The 25101-nt window shown below is 52.8% G+C and carries 18 protein-coding genes, 6 tRNA genes, 1 rRNA gene and 1 riboswitch; of the genes, 22 read left to right on the forward strand and 3 right to left on the reverse strand.

The window, feature by feature from the left end:
• The first annotated feature begins 8 nt into the window (after positions 1-8).
• The 6 genes from rrf to AAA927_RS00030 all read left to right on the forward strand — a co-directional run bounded on the left by rrf (position 9) and on the right by AAA927_RS00030 (position 561).
• Positions 9-125: ribosomal RNA gene (gene rrf / locus AAA927_RS00005) — 5S ribosomal RNA — on the forward strand.
• Positions 126-136: 11 nt separating this feature from the next.
• Positions 137-209 (forward strand) — tRNA-Asn (locus AAA927_RS00010).
• 8 nt (positions 210-217) lie between these two features.
• Positions 218-306: transfer RNA gene (locus tag AAA927_RS00015), tRNA-Ser, on the forward strand.
• Between the two features lie 10 nt (positions 307-316).
• A tRNA-Glu gene (locus AAA927_RS00020) sits at positions 317-388 on the forward strand.
• An 8-nt stretch (positions 389-396) separates the two neighbouring features.
• A tRNA-Val gene (locus AAA927_RS00025) sits at positions 397-469 on the forward strand.
• Between the two features lie 18 nt (positions 470-487).
• A tRNA-Asp gene (locus AAA927_RS00030) sits at positions 488-561 on the forward strand.
• A 48-nt stretch (positions 562-609) separates the two neighbouring features.
• On the opposite strand, the gene AAA927_RS00035 is transcribed toward AAA927_RS00030, so the two are convergent.
• Entirely contained in the window at positions 610-1245 is a 636-nt protein-coding gene (locus tag AAA927_RS00035) for a hypothetical protein (protein ID WP_338214551.1), read from the reverse strand.
• Positions 1246-1339: 94 nt separating this feature from the next.
• Positions 1340-1425: riboswitch (SMK box riboswitch) on the forward strand.
• On the opposite strand from AAA927_RS00035, the gene metK reads away from it, so the two are divergent.
• The 6 genes from metK (at position 1423) to AAA927_RS00065 (ending at position 9004) form a co-directional block, all read left to right on the forward strand.
• Positions 1423-2607: a methionine adenosyltransferase gene (gene metK, locus AAA927_RS00040; protein ID WP_338214552.1), complete on the forward strand. Its 1185-nt coding sequence runs from the start codon at positions 1423-1425 to the stop codon at positions 2605-2607. Its footprint overlaps the riboswitch before it by 3 nt.
• 72 nt (positions 2608-2679) lie before the next feature.
• Positions 2680-4137: an MDR family MFS transporter gene (locus tag AAA927_RS00045; protein ID WP_338214553.1), complete on the forward strand. Its 1458-nt coding sequence runs from the start codon at positions 2680-2682 to the stop codon at positions 4135-4137.
• A 76-nt stretch (positions 4138-4213) separates the two neighbouring features.
• Positions 4214-4963 carry a MurR/RpiR family transcriptional regulator gene (locus AAA927_RS00050; RefSeq protein WP_125581319.1) on the forward strand — a complete coding sequence of 250 codons (750 nt, stop codon included), beginning with the start codon at positions 4214-4216 and terminating at the stop codon, positions 4961-4963.
• A 242-nt stretch (positions 4964-5205) separates the two neighbouring features.
• Positions 5206-6552 (forward strand): PTS sugar transporter subunit IIC, encoded by a 1347-nt coding sequence (locus AAA927_RS00055; protein WP_338215306.1) that lies wholly within the window; start codon positions 5206-5208, stop codon positions 6550-6552.
• 82 nt (positions 6553-6634) lie between these two features.
• Positions 6635-8065, forward strand: coding sequence for a 6-phospho-beta-glucosidase (locus AAA927_RS00060; RefSeq protein ID WP_338214554.1), 1431 nt, complete (start codon positions 6635-6637; stop codon positions 8063-8065).
• Positions 8066-8080: 15 nt separating this feature from the next.
• A complete protein-coding gene (locus AAA927_RS00065) occupies positions 8081-9004 on the forward strand; it encodes an ROK family protein (RefSeq protein WP_338214555.1) in 924 nt (307 codons plus the stop codon).
• A gap of 53 nt (positions 9005-9057) precedes the next feature.
• On the opposite strand, the gene AAA927_RS00070 is transcribed toward AAA927_RS00065, so the two are convergent.
• On the reverse strand, positions 9058-9732 hold the full coding sequence (locus AAA927_RS00070) for a phosphatase PAP2 family protein (RefSeq protein ID WP_338214557.1): 675 nt from the start codon (positions 9730-9732) through the stop codon (positions 9058-9060).
• A 650-nt stretch (positions 9733-10382) separates the two neighbouring features.
• On the opposite strand from AAA927_RS00070, the gene leuS reads away from it, so the two are divergent.
• The 3 genes from leuS to AAA927_RS00085 all read left to right on the forward strand — a co-directional run bounded on the left by leuS (position 10383) and on the right by AAA927_RS00085 (position 15295).
• On the forward strand, positions 10383-12791 hold the full coding sequence (gene leuS / locus AAA927_RS00075; protein WP_338214559.1) for a leucine--tRNA ligase: 2409 nt from the start codon (positions 10383-10385) through the stop codon (positions 12789-12791).
• Between the two features lie 169 nt (positions 12792-12960).
• Positions 12961-14589, forward strand: a complete 1629-nt coding sequence (locus tag AAA927_RS00080) for a putative polysaccharide biosynthesis protein (protein ID WP_338214560.1) — start codon at positions 12961-12963, stop codon at positions 14587-14589.
• A gap of 4 nt (positions 14590-14593) precedes the next feature.
• A complete protein-coding gene (locus AAA927_RS00085) occupies positions 14594-15295 on the forward strand; it encodes a pseudouridine synthase (protein WP_338214561.1) in 702 nt (233 codons plus the stop codon).
• A gap of 26 nt (positions 15296-15321) precedes the next feature.
• Here AAA927_RS00085 and AAA927_RS00090 read toward each other — a convergent pair whose 3' ends face one another.
• Complete coding sequence (locus AAA927_RS00090) at positions 15322-16146, reverse strand: NAD(P)H-hydrate dehydratase (RefSeq protein ID WP_338214563.1); 825 nt, start codon at positions 16144-16146, stop codon at positions 15322-15324.
• 129 nt (positions 16147-16275) lie between these two features.
• On the opposite strand from AAA927_RS00090, the gene AAA927_RS00095 reads away from it, so the two are divergent.
• The 7 genes from AAA927_RS00095 to AAA927_RS00125 all read left to right on the forward strand — a co-directional run bounded on the left by AAA927_RS00095 (position 16276) and on the right by AAA927_RS00125 (position 25037).
• Positions 16276-16359, forward strand: a tRNA-Leu gene (locus AAA927_RS00095).
• A 220-nt stretch (positions 16360-16579) separates the two neighbouring features.
• Positions 16580-18103 carry a hypothetical protein gene (locus AAA927_RS00100; protein WP_338214564.1) on the forward strand — a complete coding sequence of 508 codons (1524 nt, stop codon included), beginning with the start codon at positions 16580-16582 and terminating at the stop codon, positions 18101-18103.
• A 342-nt stretch (positions 18104-18445) separates the two neighbouring features.
• Positions 18446-20410: a peptide ABC transporter substrate-binding protein gene (locus AAA927_RS00105; RefSeq protein WP_338215309.1), complete on the forward strand. Its 1965-nt coding sequence runs from the start codon at positions 18446-18448 to the stop codon at positions 20408-20410.
• Between the two features lie 111 nt (positions 20411-20521).
• Positions 20522-22030 carry an ABC transporter permease gene (locus AAA927_RS00110; RefSeq protein ID WP_338214565.1) on the forward strand — a complete coding sequence of 503 codons (1509 nt, stop codon included), beginning with the start codon at positions 20522-20524 and terminating at the stop codon, positions 22028-22030.
• A 3-nt stretch (positions 22031-22033) separates the two neighbouring features.
• The gene (oppC, locus tag AAA927_RS00115) at positions 22034-22981 is read left to right on the forward strand and encodes an oligopeptide ABC transporter permease OppC (RefSeq protein WP_338214567.1); all 948 of its coding nucleotides are present in this window, start codon (positions 22034-22036) and stop codon (positions 22979-22981) included.
• Positions 22982-22996: 15 nt separating this feature from the next.
• Positions 22997-24097 carry an ABC transporter ATP-binding protein gene (locus AAA927_RS00120; protein ID WP_125581295.1) on the forward strand — a complete coding sequence of 367 codons (1101 nt, stop codon included), beginning with the start codon at positions 22997-22999 and terminating at the stop codon, positions 24095-24097.
• Complete coding sequence (locus tag AAA927_RS00125) at positions 24087-25037, forward strand: ATP-binding cassette domain-containing protein (RefSeq protein WP_125581293.1); 951 nt, start codon at positions 24087-24089, stop codon at positions 25035-25037. Before AAA927_RS00120 ends, AAA927_RS00125 begins: the two co-directional genes overlap by 11 nt.
• The last annotated feature ends 64 nt before the right edge of the window (positions 25038-25101 follow it).

The following is a 25101-nucleotide window of genomic DNA, read 5'->3' on the forward strand; positions in this document are numbered from 1 at the left end:
ATATGAAGTGCGGTGGCGATAGCGAGAAGGATACACCTGTTCCCATGCCGAACACAGAAGTTAAGCTTCTCTACGCCGAGAGTAGTTGGTGGGTGACTGCCTGCGAGGGTAGGAAGCTGCCGCGCTTTGTTTTTATTCCGGATTAGCTCAGTTGGTAGAGCACCTGACTGTTAATCAGGTTGTCGTCAGTTCGAGCCTGACATCCGGAGTTTTTTATGGAGAGTTGTCCGAGAGGCCGAAGGAGCATGGTTGGAAACCATGTATACGGGTTTGCCCGTATCAAGGGTTCGAATCCCTTACTCTCCGTTGATTGTATGGCCCGTTGGTCAAGTGGTTAAGACACCGCCCTTTCACGGCGGTAACATGGGTTCAAATCCCGTACGGGTCATTGCATATGGAGGATTAGCTCAGTTGGGAGAGCGTCTGCCTTACAAGCAGAGGGTCACAGGTTCGAGCCCTGTATCCTCCATTTTTTTACCTTTCTTTTGGTTCCATGGTCTAGTTGGTTAGGACGCCTGCCTGTCACGCAGGAGATCACGAGTTCGAGTCTCGTTGGAACCGGCCGAAAAAAGGCACACTTCGCATTTTTGCGAAGCGTGCCTTTTGCGTTTAGCCATGAAGGCGAACCAGGTAAAGGAGTGCGCTTAAAACGATTTGCGTCCAGGCAATCATGCCAGGCTGTTTGGCCCAGTGCCGGACCGTCAAAATCCCGCTGCAGGCCAAAGCAATCAGCGCAAAGAGCAAGGTGAACTGTTGCTGCCAAAAGCCGATGCCGAGAATCGCCACTAAGAGAATCAAGGTTGCAGCAAAAGGCAGGCGTTCAGCCCAAATGAGCAGGAGCATCAAAGCGGCAAACAGACAGTTGATGATGAGCGCCGTGGTGGTTAAACCATGGGTGATGCTGGCGCTGAGCAGCAGCTGCAAGAACAACACTTCTAGTTGCCAGCCGCTCGCTTTGAGCAAAGGGGACATTTTTTGCGTGGCCAGCAGGAGGCCGAGGCCGATTTGAGCCAGGGCCAGGGGCAATAGCGTCCAGTTCGCACTACTGCTGATGACGGCCAAAATCAAGGCGGCGATGGTCCACCACAACGGCTTGGCGAAGTTAGCGAGACCAGCCATCACGAGGATTAAGGCCAACAAAGCGATTAGTGACCCTGAAAAGACCAGGCCGGGGTTCAGAAGCAGTGGCAGCAGGGCAATTTGAACGACCGCTGTCACCGCGGCAAATAACGATTTGATTGTCATCACATAATTCCTTTCAGTACGCTTTCTATCATAGCGGAGTCACTGCCGGCTGGCAAAGTAATTTCGATTTTGACCGGTGGATGTGATAGAATAAATCAGTTGCAACGAATTCCCGATGGGATCTGACCGGATAGTCAGAGGTGCCTTGTAACCGAAACAAATTTAGGGGGAAAAATAATGCAAGAACGTCATTTATTTACTTCGGAGTCCGTCTCTGAAGGCCATCCAGATAAAATCGCCGACCAAATCAGCGATGCCATCTTGGATGCAATGTTGGCCCAGGACAAAAATGCCCGGGTCGCGTGTGAAACGACTGTCACCACCGGCTTGGTGCTGGTGGTGGGGGAAATCTCAACCACCGCTTACGTTGATATCCAAAAGGTCGTCCGCGATACCATTCGCCGCATCGGCTACGACAAAGCGTCAGGCTTTGATCCCGATAGCGTGGGCGTGATGACCGCGTTGGACGAACAGTCGCCTGATATTGCGCAAGGGGTCGATGACTCCTATGAAGCGCGGGAAGGCGAAACCGATCCGCTGGACAAAATCGGTGCCGGCGATCAAGGCATGATGTTCGGTTATGCCATCAACGAAACGCCGCTGTACATGCCGCTACCGATTGCGCTGGCGCATCAGCTGATGCAGCGGATTGCCAAATTGCGCAAGGACGGCACCATCAGTTACCTGCGGCCGGACGCAAAGGCGCAAGTGACCGTTGAATACGATGATCAAGAAAAGCCGGTGCGGGTCGATACCGTCGTGATTTCAACCCAGCATGATCCGGATGCGACGTTGGCGCAAATTCGGGCCGATGTCGAACAGCAGGTCATTCGCGCGGTGATTCCGGCGCACTTGCTGGACGCGAACACCAAAATCTACGTGAACCCGACTGGCCGATTCGTGTTAGGCGGCCCGCAAGCCGACTCTGGTTTGACTGGGCGTAAAATCATTGTCGATACGTATGGCGGCTTTGCCCGGCATGGCGGCGGCGCCTTTTCCGGTAAGGATGCCACCAAGGTTGATCGCTCCGCTTCTTATGCGGCGCGTTACATCGCTAAAAACGTGGTGGCCGCTGGCTTAGCGGATAAGATGGAAGTGCAGCTGGCATACGCGATTGGCGTCGCCCAGCCGGTGTCCGTCTCAGTGAACTGCTTTGGTACCAATAAAGTTTCTGAACAAACGATTACGACCGCCATTCGCAAGTTGTTTGACTTGCGGCCGGCAGGCATCATTAAAATGCTCGACCTACAGCGGCCGATTTACGAACAAACCGCGGCGTATGGTCATTTTGGACGTACAGATGTTGATCTTCCTTGGGAGCACTTGGACAAAGTTGCTGAATTAGCCAAGTACTTAGATTAAACGAGAAAAGAGGCGGCCGTTCCAGCTTTGCTGGGCGGTCGCTTTTTCACGCAAAGGAGCGAGAACTGTTACATGACGAAAGCTAAACCAACCAACGTGATGATTACCACGATTGCGATTTTTATCGCCACGTTCATGACGGCGATTGAAGGGACAATTGTGGCGACCGCCATGCCTACCATCGTTGGCGATTTGCACGGCGTCGCGCTGATGAACTGGATTGTCTCGATTTACCTGCTCACCAATGCGATGGCGACGCCGATTTATGGGAAATTCGCGGATAAAATTGGCCGCAAGCCGGTGCTCATGTTGGGTCTGCTGATTTTTATTTTAGGCTCGACGGCATCTGGCTTGTCCCAAAGCATGCCGATTTTGATTTTGGCGCGGGCCTTTCAAGGCATCGGCGCTGGGGCCATCATGCCAGTGACGTTCACCATCATTGCCGATATCTATCCTTATGAAAAACGGGCCAAGGTGCTGGGCTTCAATGGCTCGGCCTGGGGCATTGCCTCGGTGGTGGCCCCGCTATTGGGCGGTTTCATTGTCGATCAGCTGTCGTGGCACTGGATTTTCTTCATCAATGTGCCAATTGGCCTCATCACAATGGCCCTGATTATGGTGTTCTACCATGACCAACACGAAGCCGTCAGTGCGCCAGTCGATTACCTGGGCACGGTGTGGTTGGTGTTGACCTTGCTGTTCTTGATGCTGGGCTTTCAGGCGCTGGCCGGCAGTCACGGCCTGTTGGGCTTTGCTGGGTTGCTGGTGCTGGCGGCAGTGGCGCTGTGGTTGTTCACGCGCCAGGAACGCAAGGCGGCTGATCCTATCATCGATCTCAAGTTATTCGCCAACCGGCCCTTTGTTGTGGCCAATGCGATTGCAGCGTTGATTTCCGGCGTGGTGATTGGCTATGAAACCTACATGCCGATGTGGGTGCAAGGCATCTTAGGCATGGGCGCTTCCTACGGGGGCTTTGCCATCACGCCGAGTTCCTTAATGTGGGTGATTGGCTCCTTTGTGGCTGGGCGCATGCTGACGAGCCTATCGGTACGGCGGATTTTGACCATTGCCATGACCACGATTTTGGTCGGCACCTTGGCGTTAGCGCTGGTCCCTGAGAGTACGCCGTATGTGGCCTTCCTGGGCATTGCGGCGGTGCTGGGCTTTGGCTTCGGGATTGTGATTACCACCACCACGGTGCGCGCGCAGGCCGTGGTCGACCCAAGCGAAATTGGGGTGGCCAGCAGCTTTAACACCTTGTCCCGGACGCTGGGTCAAACGCTGATGGTGTCGTTGTACGGCGTCGTCCTGAATCTACGAATGGCGCAAGGCGTGGCCGCCCATGCCAACATTAAGTCATCCATGCTTAATCAGCTCATCAATCCGCAAACAGCGGTGAATTTGCCGAAAAAATTACTGCCGGTGCTGCATGAAATCCTCTATTCCGGTCTGCATAACATTTATTTCTTCTCGGTGTTGATTGTGGTGGCAGGGCTCATCATCAATGCCCTCGACCGGCAGTCAAAATAACCGCGCAAGCGCTTGTGTTTTCCGGCCAAAGTCTTCATGATAGAAGAGAAGATTACGCTGGATAGGGGGCACAACTGTGTTTTCTTATGACAAGCTTCAAACCCTGAATGATATTGAAACCTCGATTTACAACTATGTGATCAAGCACGCCGAAGCGGTGGAAACCATGCCGATTCGCGAGTTAGCCACTCATGCCCATGTCAGCACGGCTTCCGTGTTGCGCTTTGCGGAGAAAATGGGCTTTGATGGTTATTCGGAATTGCGGTTTGCGCTGAAGCAAGACCGCAAAAACAAAGAGCAGGAGGCGCAAGCCACCAGTTATGATGCCTCGGTGCCGTTGGCTGATTTCTTTTCCAAGGTGAATTCAACCGACTTCAACAAGTTGATTGATTCCGCCATGGACCTGATTGTCAAAGCGCCGCTGGTGATGTTCTTTGGCCTGGGCGGTGGCAATTCGCTGGCGCAGTACGGGGCGCGGTTCTGGTCGAATGCCGGCAAGATGTCACTGCCGGTGTTTGATCCGTTCCAGCCGTTTCCCAACAGCAGTCCGTTGCCGAAAGACACCGTGCTGGTGGTGCTGTCGGTGTCTGGCGAAACCCATGAGGTGCTGGATCTGGTCAACAAGGTGAAGCCAGAAGCCGTCAAGGTGATTGCGGTCACCAACTCAGGTAATTCCACCTTGGCGAAAATGGCAGATTTAAGTATCAGCTATTTTATGCCAGAAATTAAACACGCTGATTTGAATTTAACGACGCAAGTGCCAGTGGTCTACCTGATTGAATTAATCGGACACCGGCTGGACGAAATCAATCATACCAAGGCTTAGCGCCGATTTGTCACCCGTTACATTTCTGTAACGGGTGTTTTTGTGTGAAACCGGTTTCTGAATTGGACAATAAGGTACCGGTTTCATACGAAACCGGTTACACTAGTTGTTGTGGTCAGGTACCACTGATCATCTGATTTCGGCCGAAATCAAACTATTATTCATGCTTCACCCGACCATTCGTCGGATCATGTTTTAGCAATGATAAAATTCGACGCCAATTTGGCGCAACTGGGGGAAACATTATGGACTACGTGAACAATAAAGTCTTGCCAAAAGTGATGAAGTTCACTAGCAGCCGGCCAATCACCGCGCTGAAAAATGGGATGATTTACACCATTCCCTTCATCATCGTTGGTTCTGTCTTTCTGATTTTAGCGTCCTTGCCTGTGCCATCATGGGCGGCTTGGATGAACAGTACCGGCTTGGTGCCATACTTCAACCAGGCTTATAACTTCTCATTTAATGTCATGTCAATCATCGCGGTCACAGGGATTGCTTATGAATGGGCTAAGGCCGAAAAAGTGGATCCACTGGCTTCAGGGATCACTGGCCTGCTGTCTTTCTTGGTTGTTCTGCAACCTTCTAACCCAATCGTTTCTGCTACTGGCAAGACCTTGGTCGCTAACAGCCGCGGCATTACCGGCTGGATCGACACTGGTTTCTTAGGTGGTAAAGGGATGATTGCCGCGATCATCATCGGCTTGATCACGGGCTGGATTTACAGCTGGTTCGTTAAGAACAACATCACCATCAAGTTGCCAGACCAAGTGCCTGCCAACGTTGCCAACTCTTTCGTCGCTTTGATCCCTGCCGCTGCTTTGATCACCGGCTGGACCTTGGTTTACATGTTCTTTGATCACTTCCTGCATGAAGGCATGCTGGGCTGGATCTACTCCGTCCTGCAAGTGCCACTGCAAGGTTTGACCGACTCTCTGGGTGGCGTTATCCTCATGAGTATGGCGATTTCCTTCCTGTGGTTCTTCGGGGTTCACGGTTCCGCGATTGTTTCCGGGATCATGACTGGGGTTTTGATGTCCAACTCCACCGACAACGCCGCTTTGTTCAAGGCTGGTAAGGCTTTGACCGTTGCTAACGGCGGTCACATTTTCACCCAGGCTTTGCTGGATCAATTCGGTACTGTCACCGGGGCCGGGATTACCATTGGCTTGGTCTTCTACATTCTGTTCTTTGCTAAGTCTGCTCAGTTGAAGGCTTTGGGTGCGGTTGAAGTCGCACCAGCGATTTTCAACATCAACGAACCATTCCTGTTCGGGATTCCGTTGGTGATGAACCCATTGACCTTGATTCCATTCATGTTGGTCCCAGCATTGTCCATGTCGCTGACTTACTTGGCGATTAAATTCGGGCTCATTCCGCTGTTTAATGGGGTTTACGTCCCATGGACCACACCAGCCATCTTCTCCGGCTTCTTGGTCGGCGGCTGGAAGACCGCTTTGTGGCAGGCTTTGATGCTTGCGATGTCGTTCGCGGTTTACTTCCCATTCATCCGCAGCTACGACAACACCTTGTTCAAGCAGGAACAAGAAACGCTTGCTAAGGAGCAAGCAGAAAAGGCTAACGCCTAAGCGTTGCAACGAAAATGATTTTGATGACGCCTGGGTTCAGTACGCTGAACCTGGGCGCTTTTGGTAGAAAGGAACAACAATCATGGCAAAATTACGCAAGGACTTTCTGTGGGGCGGCGCAGTGGCGGCGCACCAACTGGAAGGCGGTTGGCAAGCAGGCGGTAAAGGGGTTTCTGTCGCCGATGTGATGACGGTGGGGGCCAATGGCGTCCAGCGTCGCATCACCGATGGCGTGCAGCCGGGGGAGAACTACCCGAATCACGATGCGATTGATTTTTACCACCACTACAAAGAAGACATTCAGCTATTCAAGGAACTGGGGCTGAAGTGCTTCCGCACCTCGATTGCCTGGACCAGGATTTATCCCAATGGTGACGAGGATCAACCGAATGAAGCCGGATTGCAGTTCTATGATGATTTATTCGACGAACTGCTAAAAAACGGTATTCAGCCGGTCATCACCTTGTCCCACTTTGAAATGCCTTACCACCTGGTGACCGAGTACGGGGGCTGGCGTAATCGCAAGGTGATTGACTTCTTCGTGCAGTTTGCCACGACCGTGTTCAAACGCTACAAGGACAAGGTCAAGTACTGGATGACCTTCAACGAAATCAATAACCAAGCCGACTACCGCGGCACCTTTGCGCTATTCACCAACTCTGGGTTGCAAATCAAGCCCGGCGAGGATGCTGAAGCCGTGATGTACCAAGCTGCGCATTATGAATGTGTGGCTTCGGCACTGGCGGTACAAATTGGACATGAAATCAATCCCGCCTTCCAAATCGGGGCGATGATTGCGATGGTGCCGATTTATCCGGCTAGTCCTGATCCGCGCGATGTCCTTAAAGCCGAACGCGCCATGCAAAGCCGCTACTGGTTCGCCGATGTGCAGGCTAATGGCCGTTATCCGCGCTGGCTGCGGTCGTATCAGGCCCGCAAGTTTGACTTGGATATCACGCTGGCCGACTTGGATGTGCTGAAGGCTGGCACGGTGGATTACATTGGCTTTTCCTATTACATGTCCTTTGCCGTCAAAGCCAAAGCCGATGAACCAGCCGATTTTGCCTATGAAGAAGCCGCTGACCAGGTGGAAAACCCTACCGTTCAGCGTTCAGAATGGGGCTGGCAAATCGACCCCGTTGGCCTGCGTTACGCCATGAACTGGTTCAATGACCGGTATGACCTGCCCCTGTTCATTGTCGAAAATGGCTTCGGCGCGGTAGATCAGCTCACTGCGGACCACCAGGTGCATGATGACTATCGCATTGCTTACCTCAAAGCCCACATCGAGCAGATGAAGCTGGCAGTTGAGTACGATGGGGTGGATCTGATTGGCTACACACCATGGGGCTTTATTGATCTGGTTTCTGCCGGCACTGGCCAAATGGACAAACGTTATGGCATGATTTATGTGGATAAAAACGATGCCGGTGAAGGGACCTTGAAGCGCTACAAGAAGGATTCCTTTGCTTGGTATCGGCAGGTCATCCAATCAAACGGCGATCAGCTGTAACGGAGGCAAAAGCGAATGAAACAGTTTGTGGGCTTTGACATTGGGGGCACCAGCATCAAATATGGGCTGCTCGATGAAAGTGGCCAGATTTTGGCGCATGGGCATTTTGCCACGGCGAAAGATGCGGCGACCAATGTGACCAAAATGGTGGCAGTGGTCAAGGATTACCAAAAGCAAACCACGATTGCCGGCGTGGGTATCGATGCCCCAGGTATTGTGACCAAAGACGGCTACATGATCACTGGCGGGGCCATTCCTGGGTTTTACCAGTTCCCGCTGGCGCAGAAGCTTAAGGATGCCTTGCAGGTGCCAGTGAAAGTCGAAAACGACGCTAACGCGGCGGCGATTGCCGAGCGCTGGCTGGGCAACGCGCAAGGGATTGACGACTACATTTGCTTGGTGCTGGGCACCGGCATTGGCGGCGGTCTAGTGCTGAACGGGGATGTGTACCGTGGCGCCCACGGCATGGCGGGTGAGATCGGCTGGAGCATCACCCATGACCTAGACTTGACCGACGATTTGGAGTCGGTTTCGCTGAATTACGCGGCATCGGTGGTCACGGGGCTGGTGCGGCGGTACAACTTGTCGCTCCAAGCCCTTGATCATGACGCCCCGGAAGAAAAAGATGCGGCACAAATCATTGCCTTGGCCCACGAACATGATGAAGTGGCCGCACCGGTGTATGATCGCTTCCTCGCCGATGTCACGGTGATGTTGATGAATTTGATTGGGACGCTTGATCCTGAACGGATTCTGATTGGCGGCGGTATTAGTGCCAATGCGACCTTCATGGCTGACCTAGCGGCGCGCTTCAAGGAATATGTTGCTCGCCACAAAGGCCTCAATGGGGCGCAGAAGAGCTTCCCGTACCGGATTGAAGCCGCTGGGCTGCAGAACAATGCCGGCTTGATCGGTGCGGTTTATCCGCTAACCCGCTAAATATCAGCGTCAAAAAACCCGCCTGCGAAGGTTTCGCAAGGCGGGTTTTTTGGTTATGGTTGATCATTGACCCAGCCGGTCGGGCCCACTTCAGTCAGCCACGGGTACATCAGCCACCACACCAGCATCAAACCGACCAAGGCTTCCAGCCAGCCGGCTAGGACATCAGTGGGGAAATGGACCTGCACGTAAATGCGCGACAAGCCGATGAGGCCAATCATGACGGCACTGTAGCTCACCAAAAGGTGGCGGAGCCAAGGCAGCGTGATCAACGTCAAGGTGAGCAGAATCACCGTGCCATACAGCAACATCGCGCCGCTGGCATGGCCGCTAGGAAAGCTGTAACCGCCGGCGAGGGTTAGGGGATGAATGTTGGGGTTTTGAACGAACGGGCGCTGCCGCAAGAACAGATGCTTTACTGAGGTGTTGACGAAACTCAGTAGCACCACACTCACCGCCGCGAACCACGCGTAGCGCCGGCGCCGGAAGTAAAACAAAATGCCAACCAGTACCAGACCGAAAAAGACGACCACTGGCGGATTGCCCAGGCTGGTGATGAACAAGACGATGGTGGTCAGCCAGTCCGGACGGTGGGCCGTGATGATGCTGATGACGCTTTGATCAATCGTGTGAATCCAAGCAGCATCAGTAGCGACCCCAATCATGATGGGGATTAAGCCGACCAAAGCGCAGGCGGCGATGATTAAGGGATAATGCGGACGCTTCACAGGCTCACCTTCTTTGTTTTGCATAGTGGCTTTATTTTAGCATAAGGCAAGGGCCGGCAATGGTTAATAAATGGTAAGGGGTTGAGCGGAGGGGAACTGTAGCTTGGAGTTGCGCTCAGCTGGGCAACGCCCGAGCAGCTAGCTACGCTTGGGGCCTCATCGCCAAAAAGCGGCGATAAGACCGCAAGCTAGGCTACCTGTCGGGCTAAGTGCGCCCAGCTTCGCAGCCTGGTCATAGTTGCGCTCAGCTGGGCAACGCCCGAGCAGCTAGCTACGCCTGGAGCCTCATCGCCAAAAAGCGGCGATAAGACCCCAAGCTAGGCTACCTGTCGGGCTAAGTGCGCCCAGCTTCGCAGCCTGCTCTTGTTTCACCGGCTTTTGTTTGCTATGATTAGGCCAATATCGAACGAACGAAGGACGAGTAAGTCGCAACCAGAGTCCAGAAAGCAGGCGGGTGCTGTGAGCCTGACGCGGGCGCGACTGAACTGACCTTTTGCGTGCCAGATTGGCCGGCCCTGACCGTTATCCAGTTCAAGCGCTGCGTTTAGCAGAACTTAGGTGGTACCGCGGCATCCAGCCGTCCTAACAATGTTTAGGGCGGCTTTTTGTTTTTTCAGAGTGTTGGTTCGAAATCTCAAGGAGGCAATTTCATGTACGATCACAAGCAGATCGAAAAAAAGTGGCAAAAGCATTGGGCTGAGCATAACGAGTTCAATACCACCACAGACCCGAACAAGAAGAACTACTATGCGCTGGACATGTTCCCTTATCCGTCAGGCCAAGGCCTGCATGTGGGGCATCCTGAAGGGTACACCGCCACAGATATTGTGGCGCGAATGAAGCGCGCGCAGGGTTACAATGTGCTGCATCCAATGGGGTGGGACGCGTTTGGTTTGCCGGCGGAGCAGTACGCGCTGAACACGGGTCACAACCCGAAGGCCTTTACCCACAAGAATATTGAAACCTTCAAGCGTCAGATCAACAGTTTGGGCTTTTCGTATGACTGGAATCGCGAAATTGCCACCACGGATCCCAACTACTACAAATGGACACAGTGGATTTTCGAACAATTATACAAGCACGGCCTCGCCTACGAAGCCGAAGTGCCAGTCAACTGGAGTCCGGATCTCGGCACCGTGGTTGCGAATGAAGAAGTCATCGACGGTAAAACCGAACGTGGCGGCTTCCCTGTCATTCGTAAGCCAATGCGCCAGTGGATGCTGAAGATTACGGCTTATGCTGATCGTTTGCTGGAAGATTTGGACGACCTCGATTGGCCTGAAAACATCAAGCAGATGCAGCGCAACTGGATTGGCCGCTCGGTGGGCGCTCAAATCACGTTTGACGTGAAGGATGCCGATGCGCATTTTGATGTCTTCACCACGCGCCCGGACACCTTGTTTGGCGCAACTTACGTGGTGATGGCCCCAGAGCATGATTTGGTGGACCAGATTACCAGTCCTGAGCAAAAGGCCGCCGTGGCCGCTTATCGCGCCGAAGTGGCGCACAAGTCTGACCTCGAACGCACTGATTTGAGCAAGGACAAAACCGGGGTCTGGACCGGCGCTTATGCCGTCAACCCAGTAAATGGCGAAGCTCTGCCAATCTGGATTTCCGACTATGTGCTGGCCACCTATGGCACCGGCGCTATTATGGCGGTGCCAGCTCATGATGACCGCGACTATGCCTTTGCCAAGCAATTCAACCTGCCGATTCGGCCGGTGATTGAAGGCGGGGATGTCGCCGAGGAAGCTTACACCGGTGACGGCGTACACATCAACTCCGGCTTCTTGGATGGTAAAAACAAGCAAGATGCTATTGATGCCATGATTGCCTGGCTGGAAGATAAGCAAATCGGCACCAAGAAGGTCAATTTCAAGTTGCGCGACTGGGTCTTCTCTCGCCAGCGTTACTGGGGTGAACCGATTCCTGTCATTCACTGGGAAGATGGCGAAACGACCTTGGTGCCAGAATCCGAACTGCCTCTAGTGCTGCCTGAAGAAGCCGACATCAAGCCAAGTGGCACCGGTGAATCACCGCTGGCCAACCTGGATGATTGGGTGAATGTGGTCGACGAAAACGGCCGCAAGGGGAAGCGCGAAACCAACACCATGCCGCAATGGGCCGGGTCGTCTTGGTACTACCTGCGCTTTGTCGATCCGCACAACAAGGAAGCCTTGGCTGATTACGACAAGTTGAAGGAATGGCTGCCGGTTGATCTGTACATTGGCGGCGCTGAACATGCGGTGTTGCATCTGCTGTATGCCCGGTTCTGGAATCTTTTCTTGTATGATATTGGCGCCATTCCGAACAAGGAACCGTTCCAGCGTTTGTTCAACCAAGGCATGATTTTGGGCGATAACCACGAAAAAATGAGCAAGTCCAAAGGCAACGTGGTCAACCCTGATGATGTGGTTGAAGAATATGGCGCTGATACCTTGCGGTTGTACGAAATGTTCATGGGGCCGTTGGATGCTGGTATCGCTTGGAGCACCACTGGCCTCGCCGGTGCTCGCAAGTTCCTGGATCGGGTGTACCGCACCTTTGTCGATGACAATGGTAAGATGCGTGACCACATCACCACCATTAACGACGGCAAGTTGGACAAGGTGTACAACGAAACGGTCAAGAAGGTCACCGAAGATTTCGACGACTTGCACTTTAACACCGCCATTTCCCAGATGATGGTCTTCATCAATGAAGCCAATAAAGTGGACGACCTGCCTTATGAATATGTCGAAGGTTTCGTGAAGCTGCTGGCACCAATCGCGCCGCATTTGATGGAAGAAATCTGGCAAATTCTGGGCCACGACCACAGCCTGACTTACGCACCATGGCCAACTTATGATCCGAAGGCCTTGGTCACTGAAGAATATCAACTGATGGTGCAAGTTAACGGCAAGCTTCGGGGCCATGTGATGGAGTCGGTGGACGCCGATGAAGCGAAGATCAAGGCAGACGCCTTGGCCATTGATAACGTCCAGAAGTTTGTGGCTGGCAAGACTATCGTTAAGCAAATCATCATTCCACGTAAGATTGTGAACATCGTGGTCAAATAAGTACGCATCAACGCCGGCAGTTTGCCGGCGTTTTTTTGGTCGGGCTGTGACCGCAACGCCAGGGGGCTTTGAATGTTAGGGAATGGCAAAGACTGCGGTGCCTGATTGAAAGCGAGGCGCGCTTCAACTAAAATGGTGATTAACATGGACTGAAATCGGGGTATTGAAGATGGCAAAAGAGCCGAAAGCGCAACCGACCGCACGTGAACAAATGCTGCGTGGCTCCGCCTGGATGACGGCGGGCAGTATTTTATCACGGGTGTTAGGCGCGATTTACATCATTCCTTGGCGCATCTGGCTGGGTGCGGCTTTTTTGGCGGCCAATAATCTGTTTACCAAAGGCTACAATATCTACAGTATTTTCCTCACGATTGCCACGGCTGGGGTGCCAGGGGCGATTTCCAAGCAGGTGGCGCATTACAACGCGATGAACGAGTACCGCACTGGGTTCCGGCTGTTTCGACAAGGCGCCATCATGATGGGCATCATGGGGCTGGTCTCTTTCGCCTTGATGTGGCTGCTAGCGCCGTGGCTAGCGTTAAATGATGCGGCGTTGACCCAGGTGTACCGGTCGCTGGCGTGGCCACTGCTGATCATTCCAGTGATGAGTATCATGCGCGGCTTTTTCCAGGGCTATAACGACATGGCGCCGAGTGCCTTAAGTCAGCTGGTGGAACAGCTGGCCCGCATTATCTATATGCTGATGATGACGTATGCCATCATGGTCGCAGGTAATCACAATTATGTGGATGCTGCCTCGCAGTCGACCTTTGCCGCCTTCGTAGGGGCGGTGTTTGGCTTGGGGCTTTTGGTGTTGGTGTTCGTCTCCCGGCGCCACAAGTTCCGTGATTTGGCTGATCAAAGTCTCGACCAGGTGCAGATTTCAACTCCGCATATTTTGCGCGAAATTGTGGAGCAGGCGGTGCCGTTTATCATTATCGGCTCAGGCGTCAACCTCTACTATCTGTTCGACCAGTATAGTTTCTACCCGATGATGCAAAGCCATTGGGTAGCCTCGATGACACAACTCAACAGCTTCTTTACCCTGTTTGCCGGCAATGCCAACAAACTGATCATGATTGTCATTTCACTGGCAGTGGCGATGTCTTCGACGGTGTTGCCGCTCCTGTCTGGCGCTAAAACTCGCGGTGATGACAAGGCGATTGCTGAACAGCTGACTAACATTTTGCAGCTTTTCTTCATCGTCATGGTGCCTTGTGCCTTTGGGATGGCGGCAGTGGCTAAGCCGCTGTACGTGGTTTTTTATGGCTACGATCATCTCGGCATCGCGATTTTGGTGCTGTCCGCTTTCGTCGCGGTGGCCATGGGACTATTCACGATTTTGGCGGCAGCCTTGCAAGGCCTGTTCTTCAACCGCATTGCCATTTATGAAATGTTGGCCGGCATGGTGGTCAAGGTCATTCTGCAATGGCCACTGATTTTCTTCTTCAACATTTGGGGCCCACTGTTAGCGACAGCGGCGGGGATGCTGGTGTCCAGCGTGTTGATGTTGTATTCACTGCATGACCGCTACCGCTTCCGCATTCGTCAAACCGGTAGGCGCCTGCTGGGTATCGCCGCGTTTTCCGTACTGATGGCGGTGGTCGTCTTCGGCTGCGTCCAACTCGTCGGTTTGGTGATTTCCCCAGATCGCGCTTTGGGCGCCGTTATCGCTTTGCTGGTGGCAGTGCCGATCGGGGTGCTGGTGTATGGCTATGCCGTGTTGAAAACGCGGCTGGCGGACATGATTTTAGGCCAGCGGGTGGCACGCCTGCGCGCCATGCTGCGGATGAGGTAGGCCGATGCGGTTAGATCGGTTCTTAGCGCATTTGCAATTTGGTAGTCGGGCTGAAGTGAAAAAAATGATCAAAGCCAAGCGGGTGACCGTCGACCAGGTCGTGGTTCGAGATCCTGGCTTTGACGTCGCCGCCGCTGCCCAGGTGGCCGTCGATGGCCAGGCTGTCAGTGGTGCCTTTGAGGTGTATTACCTGCTCAACAAGCCCGCCGGCGTGATCACGGCGACCCAGGATGACACGGCGCGCACTGTACTGGATTTAATGGCACCGGCGGATTTGCGACCGGGCTTGTTTCCAGTGGGCCGGCTAGACAAGGACACCACCGGGCTACTCTTGTTGACCAATGATGGCGCCCTGGGGCATGCCTTGCTAGCGCCGAGTCGCCATGTGCCCAAACAGTACCTCGTCACCATGGCGACGCCTTTGACGCCAGCGATGAAGACACAGCTGGAAAATGGCCTGACTTTTGCCGAGTTCACCAGTGCACCAGCGACGGTGACCGCGGTGGCCAATCAGCCGCTGCAGATCTTGCTCACCATTCATGAGGGAAAATTTCACCAGGTGAAGCGGATGTTGCATGCAGTGGGCAACGAGGTGGTGGCGCTTAAGCGTGTGCAAATGGGTCCGTTGCAGTTGCCTGCGGATTTGGCGGTAGGGCAGTACCGACCGCTGACGGCGGAAGAGCTGGCGGCATTGAAACGAGCATAGAAAAATCGGTTGCCGCGAGCAACCGATTATTTTTTTGCCTGTTGGGCCATGTAGGTGGGCAACGCCGCAATCAGCTGCGAAGGCACCACAACGTAATGGTCCTGTGCGAGCTGTTCAGCAATGGCGCTGTGGGTGTAGACCGCGGCGCAAATCGTGCTGGTGTGATGCCCAAACTGGGCGATGAAGGCGGCCAGAATGCCGGTCAAGGTGTCGCCCATGCCCCCAGTGGCCATCGCTGGGGTGCCCAGCGGGTTCAGAAAGCTGTCAGTCGCGGTGAAGATTTCGGTGCGATGTGATTTGACGATGACCGTCCCAGCGAGCTGACTGGCGGCAGCCGTGTTACTGGCCGGGGTTTGCTGCGCAACGGCTAGGCCGGAGAGGCGCTCCCATTCCATTTGATGCGGGGTCCACACGGCCTTGGGTAAGGCGACTGTCAAGTGTTGCTGGGCAATGAGGGTAATGGCCGAGCCATCGATGATCAAGGACTGTTCAGGGGTCACCGCCGCGAGCGTGGTGGCCAGGACCTTTTGGGCGGTGGCATCGGTGCCCAAGCCCGGACCGAGCACGATGACATCGACGCTTTGAATCAAAGCGGGCAAACCGGCGTCGTCGTACGGTAGCATCATGGCCTCTGGCAGCCGGGCATGCAAGGCGGAGCGATTAACCGCCGCTGTCGCCACGCTGACTAAACCGGCGCCGGCGTACACTGCAGCACTGGCGGCCATGATAGCAGCGCCGCCATACTGGGGGTTACCGCCGATGATGAGCACGCGGCCGAAGGTGCCTTTGTGGCTGTTTGCTGGCCGCGGTCTAATCACCTGGGCGGGCAGCGCCTGATCGATTGTTTTCACACTTATCACCTCAACCGCATTATACCGCACTACCTGTGCCGAGCACTGCTCAATCCAATTAGCGAGTCGGCTGAATGTAAAAAAGGCTTGGCATTAGCGGTGCTTCTTGCTATACTATTACCTGTTGTTGCCGCAATGGCGGAATTGGCAGACGCGCAGTGTTCAGGTCGCTGTATGGTTATCCATGTGCAGGTTCGACTCCTGTTTGCGGCATTAGATGCAACATCCAAGTGAACCTCATCGACTTCGGTCGATGAGGTTTTTTTGCGCTGACTTCTTCTATAAAAATGGCAAATATATCATAATTGGCTAATTTATTTCGTGACAAGTGATTTATTTCTATCATATAATTAGGCGAATATTCGGCCAGCAAAAAATGATTAAGGCCGAATATGTGTCGTTGGGGGTCCATTTTCCGGGGGGAGGAAAGGATATGACAAGCACAACTAGTTCTCGTGGTAAGCGTAAGGCCTGGCTTGCGGTGGGGATTGCCGCCGCAGCCTTATTTAGTACTCAGGCCCTGGTTGGCCAAGCCGCAGGTAAGCAGCAAAGCAACCAAAGCCAGCAAGCCAAAGTTAGTGTGAAAGCACCAGCCAAAGCTGCAGCTAAAGCAGCAACGAAAGCCGCAAAGGCGACCAAGCACACCGAAGTCAAAACGGTCGTAGCGACAGTCAGCGCAACACCGGCGGCTGATTATCGCAACATGGGTTACAACCAGCTCAAGGCCGCTGCGGCAAAAGGCATTGCTGATGCAATCACGGAGAAGGCAAAGCGGGATGGGAATGCCGTTCCGTTTGCGGCGTATTTTGCCCCGCAAGCACCGGATTATAAGAACATGGGCTACACCCAGTTGAGCGCGGCGGCAGCCCAAGGGATTGAAGCTGCCATCACCGAAAAAGGTAAACGGGACGCAAATGCGGCGCAATTCGACGTTTACTTTGCGCCACAAGCCCCAGATTACAAGAACATGGGTTACAGCCAGCTCAGCGCTGCCGCAGTGCAAGGGATAGAAGCCGCCATCACTGAAAAAGGTAACCGGGATACAAATGCGGCACAATTTGACGTCTACTTTGCGCCGCAAGCGCCGGATTACCAGAACATGGGCTACACCCAGTTGAGCGCGGCGGCCGCCCAGGGCGTTAAAGCCGCCATCACTGAAAAGGCCGCGCGGGATGCCAATACCGCTGAGCTCACGGCTTTGCTACCAGCTAAGACGCCGGCCTATGCGGCGATGGGTTACAGCCAGCTGACCGCCTTGGCAGCCACCGATCCGGCTGCTCGCGCCGAACTGGCGAAGCGCAACGCTAACGGGGCTGCAGCGGAAGCATACGGGGATACCGTGGCGATCAGTTATTCGGCCATGAGCACGGCCCATTTAACCGCCTTGGCTGGAGCAGGTAATCAATATGCCAAGCGTGAATTGACCCGCCGGGCGAATACGCCAGCGCCAGTCGCCAAGACCTATGCGGCGGCCGATTATCAGATCTTGGGGTATGCCAAGCTTCAAGCCCTTGCGGCTGCCGGCGACTCGTTAGCCACCAAGGAGATCGCCAAGCGTGATGCGCAAAGTGCCAAAATCGAGGAGTGGCTGCCGCACGCCACCAAAGAATATGTCACCATGAGCTACAGTCAGCTGCAGGCCTTGGCTGCGGCTAATGATGAAGGCGCCAAGGTCGAATTGGCTAAGCGTGATGCCAACGCCGCCAAAATTGACCAGTGGCGGCCGGTTGGCACTAAGGCTTATGCGAGGATGAGCTACAACCAGCTTAAGGCGCTGCCAGATGATCCAGCGGCGCAAGCGGAAATTGCCAAGCGCGATGCTCAGGCCCAGCAGATGGTGACTCAAGTACCAACGCCAGCAAAAACGGACTACAGCCGGCTCGGCTATAACCAGCTGCAGGCGCTAGCGGCACAAGGGGATGCCGCGGCTAAGGCGGAACTCGCTAAGCGTGGTTAATCAGCTATGATAGGGAAGCGTACGAGTGCTGGGTACTCGCACGCTTTTTCTAATTCTAAGAAGCCGCCGGTGGACTTAGAATTTTCTCATTGTGAAAACAGGCTCAGCATTTTCTCATCAGAAAACTGATGAAACCGCGTTTTCAAGCAGGCGAACAGGCGTTTTTGGATTTACACAGCTTGCACTTTCGGGAAAGTGTTCAAGAAAATTTCGCATTTGTTCACAAAAAACGCAACACATGCTTGACATGCCTCTCTAATCAATTTATAATCTTCATTATTCTAATACCGTTAGAGGCGGAATTGGGAAACTATCATAGGTTGGAGGCTTATGTGTATGAAGATGAACAAGAAACGCGGTGCAGTGGTTGTTGCACTGACGCTGGCTACTCTGCTTGCAGCTTGCGGCAGCAAGTCAACCGGCTCTAGCGACGCTGCTACCAGCACTTATAATTATGTTTATGCAACAGATCCAGATAACTTTGACTACTCGATCACTGGTCGTGCCACGAACAATGATCACTTGGCCAACTTTGAAGATCCGTTGCTCAAGACTGACAAATACGGCCAAATCGTTCCTGGCTTGGCTAAGTCTTGGAAGGTTTCTAACGATGGCAAGACCTACACTTACACGCTGCGCAAGGGTGTGAAGTGGGTTGACAGCGAAGGTAACACCTACGCTACCGTTAAGGCCCAAGACTTTATCACCGGCTTGAAGCACGCCGTTGATGGCAAGTCTGAAGCTTTGTACATTGTTCAAGACTCCATCAAGGGCTTGGATGATTACGTTAATGGTAAGACCAAGGACTTCTCAACCGTTGGCATCAAGGCCATCGGCGACAACAAGATTCAATACACTTTGAATCAAGCTGAACCTTACTGGAACTCCAAGCTCCAATATGGCGTTTTGGAACCAGTTAACGCTAAGTTCCTGAAGCAAGAAGGCAAGAAGTATGGCCAACCTAAGGCCGACGCCATCTTGTACACCGGTCCTTATATCCTGTCGAACTTCACTTCTAAGTCCGTTATCGAATACAAGGCTAATGACCAGTATTGGGACAAGAAGAACGTTCATGTGACTGACGTTAAGGAAACCTACAATGATGGGTCCAACCCAGACGAACTCTACAAGACATTCGCCAAGGGTGACTACACCACGGCTCGCGTTTACCCTAACCTGCCAGGCTACAAGGATGTTGAAAAGAAGAACAAGAACAACATCGTTTGGTCACAGCAAGATGCTTCCGTTTATAACTTCACCTTTAACTTGAACCGTAAGTCTTACAATGCAACTTCCAAGACCACGGACAAGCAAAAGGCTGACACCAAGAAGGCAATCTTGAACAAAGACTTCCGTTTGGCCATTCAGTTCGCCTTTGATAAGGCTAACTACAACGCTCAGTCCACTGGTTCTGCCGGTGCTACGAAGTCTCTGCGTAACGAAATCACGCCACCAAGCTTCGTGCAAGCTGATGGTAAGGATTACGGGACCTATGTTGAATCCGATTTGAAGGATCTCGACTCAAGCACCTTCAGCAAGTACAACGTTGCTGATGCGCAAGATGGTACCTACAACACCGCTAAGGCGAAGGAACTCTTTGCTAAGGCGAAGGCTGAACTGCAAAAGGAAGGCGTGGCTTTCCCAATCAAGTTGGATCTGCCAGAAGAATCCAAGGCAGCGCTGCTGTTGAACCAGGCGAAGTCCTTCAAGGCCTCAGTCGAAAAGACTCTGGGCAAGGATAACGTTGAAATCGACATCCAGCAGCTGGCTGAAGACAAGTACTTGGCTGGTACTTACCAAGCGCAAACTGGCGCCCAGTCTGACTTCGATATCAGTAACGCTTCTGGTTGGAGCCCTGACTATCAAGATCCTTCCTCATACCTTGACATCTTCAAGCCAACCTCTGGTGCGATGGCACAAACCCTTGGCTTCGTGATCGGCGCAACCGGTGCTCAAAAGACCGAATACGACGCGATTGCCAAGGAAACTGGCTTGGATCAGTACGAAAAGCTGGTTGATGCTGCTGAAGCAATCACCACTGACACGAACGCACGTTACAAGGCATTTGCTAAGGCTGAAGCTTACCTGTTGAGCCTCGGTGTTCAAATTCCTGTTAACTCTCTGGGCGGCACTCCTTCTGTAACCAAAGTGATTCCATTCACCCGGCCAGCAACTTGGTCCGGTACACCTTCTCCTCGTTTTGAAGGGATGAAGATTTCCAAGAAGGCAATCACGACAAAGGCATACGACAAGGCTGTTAAGGACTGGACTGCTAAGCGCCTTGAACTTGCTAAAAAGAACGACTAAGCACTAAGCTTTGAGCTCAAACAAGCTCTTTGAACTTAGACGTGTGAAAGGGCTAGCACACTATGTGACTAGCTCTTTTGCTTTAATTGAGCATAGAGGGGGAACCGCAACATGAAGAAGTACCTGTTCTTTCGCGTACTTCGGTCGATTCTGAGTATCTTCTTGGTTACCACGTTGACTTATATCGTGATCTACTCGATGATTCCACGACGAGACGTCTTCAAAAGCGACCTGATGATTCAGAAACTGGCTGCGACGCCAGACAAGCTGACCGACTACAAGAATAATGCGTACGCAAAAATGAATTATCTTGACTATCTCGACACCAAGGCGCTGATCAAGGACGTCGAAAAAGCCAATCCTAAAGTGACGGTGACATCCGCCCATACTGCCTCTAATAAAGCCCAGTTCGAGAAATGGGCTAAGAAAAACAACTATGAACTTAAGCGCTACAAGCAAAGCAAGGACTATTACGCCATTCGGGAATTGCCGCTGTGGGAACGGTTAGGCCGCTTCTATGGCAACATGTTCCAGATTGACACGCCATGGGCAATTCATGACAAGAATAATCCACACTTAGCCCGCTACCTGAAAATTGAAAACGATCCGACCGTGGGCTGGGCCTTGGTTGGTTCAGGCACCAAGTATCGTTATCAGATTTACTTCAATGGTAGCTTCCCATTCATTCATCAGAACTTTATTCACTTGAACTTAGGGACCTCGTACCCAACTTATGCGGGTGAATCTGTCATGGACGTCATTGGCGGGCGCCAAGGCCCAACCGTGACGGTGCAAAAGAAGTTTAAGAACGGCCAGACCTTGAACACTGCGTCTGACGTTTACACCCGGCAATATCAGTACCGCACCAGCAAGAGCGACACTGCCAGTGAGCAGTTCGGTGATGACTACTCGGATACCGAGCAAAACTTGCGGGATCCTTCCATGATTGGGACCTCTTTCCGCGCCGGTTTGATTGCGTTGGTCATTTCCTACGTGGTTTCAATTCCAGTCGCAATTTTGATGGCCCGGAAAAAGGGCAAGTGGTTCGACCGTAGTGGGACCTTCGTGGTGACGCTGCTGATTGCAGTCCCGAGTTTGGCCTTCATCTACACCTTCCGCTATCTTGGCTCAGCCCTGTTCGGCCTACCAGACTCCTTCCCAACCCTGGGCGCTAGTGTGCTATCTTCTTGGATTTTGCCAGCGGTCATCTTAGGGTTGCTGCAAGTGTCCGGGTTGATCATTTGGTTCCGGCGCTTCATGATTGATCAGCAAAAGTCTGATTACGTGAAGTTTGCCAAGGCCAAAGGGCTCAACGAAGGGGAAATCTACTCCAAGCATATCTTTAAGAATGCTTCGATTCCGATTGTGCAAGGGATTCCTGGGAGCATCATTGGCCTGATCGGTGGCGCAACGATGACTGAAGAAGTCTTCGCCATGCCTGGGATGGGGAAGATGTTGCCTGATTCCATCATTGCCCATAACAACTCGATTGTTATTGCGCTGGTCTTCATCTTTACCACCGTGGCCGTGCTGTCTGTCCTGCTTGGGGACCTGTTGATGGTCATTGTGGATCCACGGATCAAATTGTCGACATCCGATTCATCGAAGGGGGAGGAATAAAGAATGGCTGAAAGCACACAAAACCAACCAGAAATTTTAGATTCCGACTTTACTGCGGTGAAGATCGATGAAATGGCTTCAGAAAAACTCGACACCGAAAAGTATTCCTACTGGGGTTCTGTAGGGCGCGCGTTTTTCTCCAGTAAAATGACCATTTTCTTGCTGTTCTTGATGTTGGCTATCCTGCTGATGTCCTTCATTCAGCCGCTGTTTTCCGGGTATAACTTGAACGATGTGGCGAACATCAACGACTTTGCCGCTCGGTATAACTGGCCTAGTGCCAAGTATTGGTTCGGGACTGACATGGATGGGAAATCACTGTTCGATGCCATCTGGGCCGGGGCCAAAACTTCGATTTCGATTTCCGTGATTGCGACCTTGATTACCACGGTGATTGGGGTGGCCGTTGGTGCCATTTGGGGCACTTCCAAGGGCATTGACCGGTTCATGCTGGAAGTCTACAACGTGATTTCCAACGTGCCACAACTGCTGATCATCATTGTTCTGTCCTACTCCTTCGGGAATGGGTTCTGGAACCTGATTTTCGCGATGACGGTCACCGGCTGGCTAGGCACTGCCTACTTTATCCGTGTTCAGGTCATGATTATGCGTGACCGCGAATACAACATCGCCTCCAAGACCTTGGGGACAGGGCTTGGCCGCATGGTCATTCGCAATATCATGCCTTATCTGACCTCCGTCATCGTGACGCAGATTTCGCTGTCCTTGCCATCCTTCATTTCATATGAAGTGTTCCTGTCCTTCTTGGGTGTCGGGCTGAATGCCTCGGTGCCATCCTTGGGTCGTTTGATTCAAACTTACGCACCATACATTGTCAGCTATCCATACCTGTTTTGGCTGCCAGTGTTGGTTCTGGCTTTGATTGCGGTTTCCTTGTACCTGGTTGGCCAGCGCCTTGCTGATGCGTCAGATCCAAGAACTCACATGTAAAGAGGGGGAACAACGATGAGTGAAGAACGAAAAAAAATTCTAGAAGTTGATGACCTCTCTGTGCACTTCCACGTTCGTGGGCAGGTGCTGAAGGCGATTCATCATGTTTCAATGGATCTTTATGAAGGTGAAGTCCTGGCAATCGTTGGTGAATCCGGCTCGGGCAAGTCGGTTTTGACCAAGACGTTTACCGGGATGCTGGAAGAAAACGGGGAAATTGCCGGTGGGACCATTGTCTACAATGGCAAGCACCTCGAAGAACTGAAGAAAGATAAGCAGTGGGAAGGCATTCGGGGGAACGAAATCGCCACGATTTTCCAGGACCCAATGACTTCGCTGGATCCGATTCGGACGATTGGTTCGCAGATTGCCGAAGTTATCGTTAAGCACCAGCACAAGAGCAAGGCGGAAGCCAAGAAATTGGCCATCGACTTGATGAACCGCACCGGCATTCCGAATGCAGCAGACCGTTACAACGAATATCCTTTCGAATATTCAGGCGGTATGCGGCAGCGGATCGTCATCGCGGTGGCGCTGGCTTGCCGGCCGAACATTCTGATCTGCGACGAACCGACCACGGCGCTGGATGTGACCATTCAGGCGCAAATCTTGGATCTGATCAAGGATCTGCAAAAAGAATACGGCTTTACGGTTATCTTCATCACCCATGACTTAGGGGTGGTGGCTTCAATTGCTGACCGCATTGCTGTGATGTACTCTGGGCGTATTATCGAATACGGGACTTGCGATGAGATCTTCTATGATCCAAAGCACCCGTATACATGGAGCTTGCTGTCCTCGCTGCCACAACTGGCGCAGCGCGGCGGTCAACTCTACTCCATTCCTGGCACCCCGCCATCTTTGTACAAAGATATTGTGGGTGATGCCTTTGCCCCACGGGATCCGTGGGCAATGAAGGTCGATTTCAAGGCTGAACCGCCATTTTTCAAAGTCACAGATACCCACTATGCCAAGACGTGGCTGCTTGACCCGCGCGCCCCGAAGACTGAAAAGCCGGAGCTGATTCAGAATCTGCATGAGCGGATGTCTGAGGTCATGAGTGCGTCACACTTGGAAAATCTAGATTTGGGAGGGAAAGACAGCGATGGAGAATAAGAAAGACGTCCTACTCTCTCTGAAGGATCTTGAAATTTCTTTTGGCGCCGGCAAAGATAAGTTTGTCGCCGTGCAAGATGTCAACTTCGACATTTTTAAAGGCGAAACCTTCTCGTTGGTTGGTGAATCCGGTTCCGGTAAAACCACCATTGGCCGTGCCATCTTAGGTATTAACTCCACCTCCAATGGGACAATTACCTTTGAAGGCCAGCAAATTAACGGTAAAATCTCGGAAAAGCGTAAGCACGAAATCGAACGCAAAATTCAGATGATTTTCCAGGACCCGTCTGCTTCCTTGAACGACCGGGCCACCGTTGACTACATCATTTCTGAAGGCTTGTACAACTACGGCTTGTTCGACTCCGAAGAAGACCGCATCAAGAAAGTCCGCACGATGCTGGAAGAAGTCGGCCTGCTGCCAGAACAGCTCTACCGTTATCCCCATGAATTCTCTGGTGGCCAGCGGCAGCGGATTGGGATTGCCCGGGCGCTGATTATGGAACCAGACTTGGTCGTGGCGGACGAACCGATTTCGGCTTTGGACGTGTCGATTCGCGCCCAGGTGCTGAACCTGCTGAAGAAGTTCCAGCGTGAACAAGGCGTTACTTACCTGTTCATCGCTCATGACTTGTCGGTTGTGCGCTTCATTTCTGATCGGATCGCGGTTATCCGCGCCGGCCGGATTTTGGAATTGGCAGAAACGGAAGAGTTGTTCACCAACCCCATCCACCCGTACACCGAAGCGCTACTATCTGCGGTGCCGGTACCGGATCCGCAGCTGGCGAAGACGCGCAAGTCATATGTCTATGATCCGAACATGCACCACTATGAAACCGACAAGCCGAAGTTTGTCGAAATCAAACCTGGCCACTTCGTTTACTGCAACGAAGAAGAAGAAGCTCGCTACAAGAAGGAGCTGCACGAACAAGGCCAAATCTAATCGCATCTGGTCCCCTCTGGATGCTCAGGCCCGCGCAATTGCGCGGGCTTTTTTTTAGGCTGCG

Origin of the sequence: Lacticaseibacillus salsurivasis (genome assembly GCF_036246225.1) — a bacterium.
GTDB lineage: Bacteria > Bacillota > Bacilli > Lactobacillales > Lactobacillaceae > Lacticaseibacillus > Lacticaseibacillus salsurivasis.

What these genes read in the sequence shown, in the direction of transcription:
- AAA927_RS00035 (WP_338214551.1), bottom strand. Translation starts at nt 1,245, where the DNA reads ATGACAATCAAATCGTTATTTGCCGCGGTGACAGCGGTCGTTCAAATT.
- metK (WP_338214552.1), top strand. Translation starts at nt 1,423, where the DNA reads ATGCAAGAACGTCATTTATTTACTTCGGAGTCCGTCTCTGAAGGCCAT.
- AAA927_RS00045 (WP_338214553.1), top strand. Translation starts at nt 2,680, where the DNA reads ATGACGAAAGCTAAACCAACCAACGTGATGATTACCACGATTGCGATT.
- AAA927_RS00060 (WP_338214554.1), top strand. Translation starts at nt 6,635, where the DNA reads ATGGCAAAATTACGCAAGGACTTTCTGTGGGGCGGCGCAGTGGCGGCG.
- AAA927_RS00065 (WP_338214555.1), top strand. Translation starts at nt 8,081, where the DNA reads ATGAAACAGTTTGTGGGCTTTGACATTGGGGGCACCAGCATCAAATAT.
- leuS (WP_338214559.1), top strand. Translation starts at nt 10,383, where the DNA reads ATGTACGATCACAAGCAGATCGAAAAAAAGTGGCAAAAGCATTGGGCT.
- AAA927_RS00080 (WP_338214560.1), top strand. Translation starts at nt 12,961, where the DNA reads ATGGCAAAAGAGCCGAAAGCGCAACCGACCGCACGTGAACAAATGCTG.
- AAA927_RS00085 (WP_338214561.1), top strand. Translation starts at nt 14,594, where the DNA reads ATGCGGTTAGATCGGTTCTTAGCGCATTTGCAATTTGGTAGTCGGGCT.
- AAA927_RS00100 (WP_338214564.1), top strand. Translation starts at nt 16,580, where the DNA reads ATGACAAGCACAACTAGTTCTCGTGGTAAGCGTAAGGCCTGGCTTGCG.
- AAA927_RS00105 (WP_338215309.1), top strand. Translation starts at nt 18,446, where the DNA reads ATGAACAAGAAACGCGGTGCAGTGGTTGTTGCACTGACGCTGGCTACT.
- AAA927_RS00110 (WP_338214565.1), top strand. Translation starts at nt 20,522, where the DNA reads ATGAAGAAGTACCTGTTCTTTCGCGTACTTCGGTCGATTCTGAGTATC.
- oppC (WP_338214567.1), top strand. Translation starts at nt 22,034, where the DNA reads ATGGCTGAAAGCACACAAAACCAACCAGAAATTTTAGATTCCGACTTT.
- AAA927_RS00120 (WP_125581295.1), top strand. Translation starts at nt 22,997, where the DNA reads ATGAGTGAAGAACGAAAAAAAATTCTAGAAGTTGATGACCTCTCTGTG.
- AAA927_RS00125 (WP_125581293.1), top strand. Translation starts at nt 24,087, where the DNA reads ATGGAGAATAAGAAAGACGTCCTACTCTCTCTGAAGGATCTTGAAATT.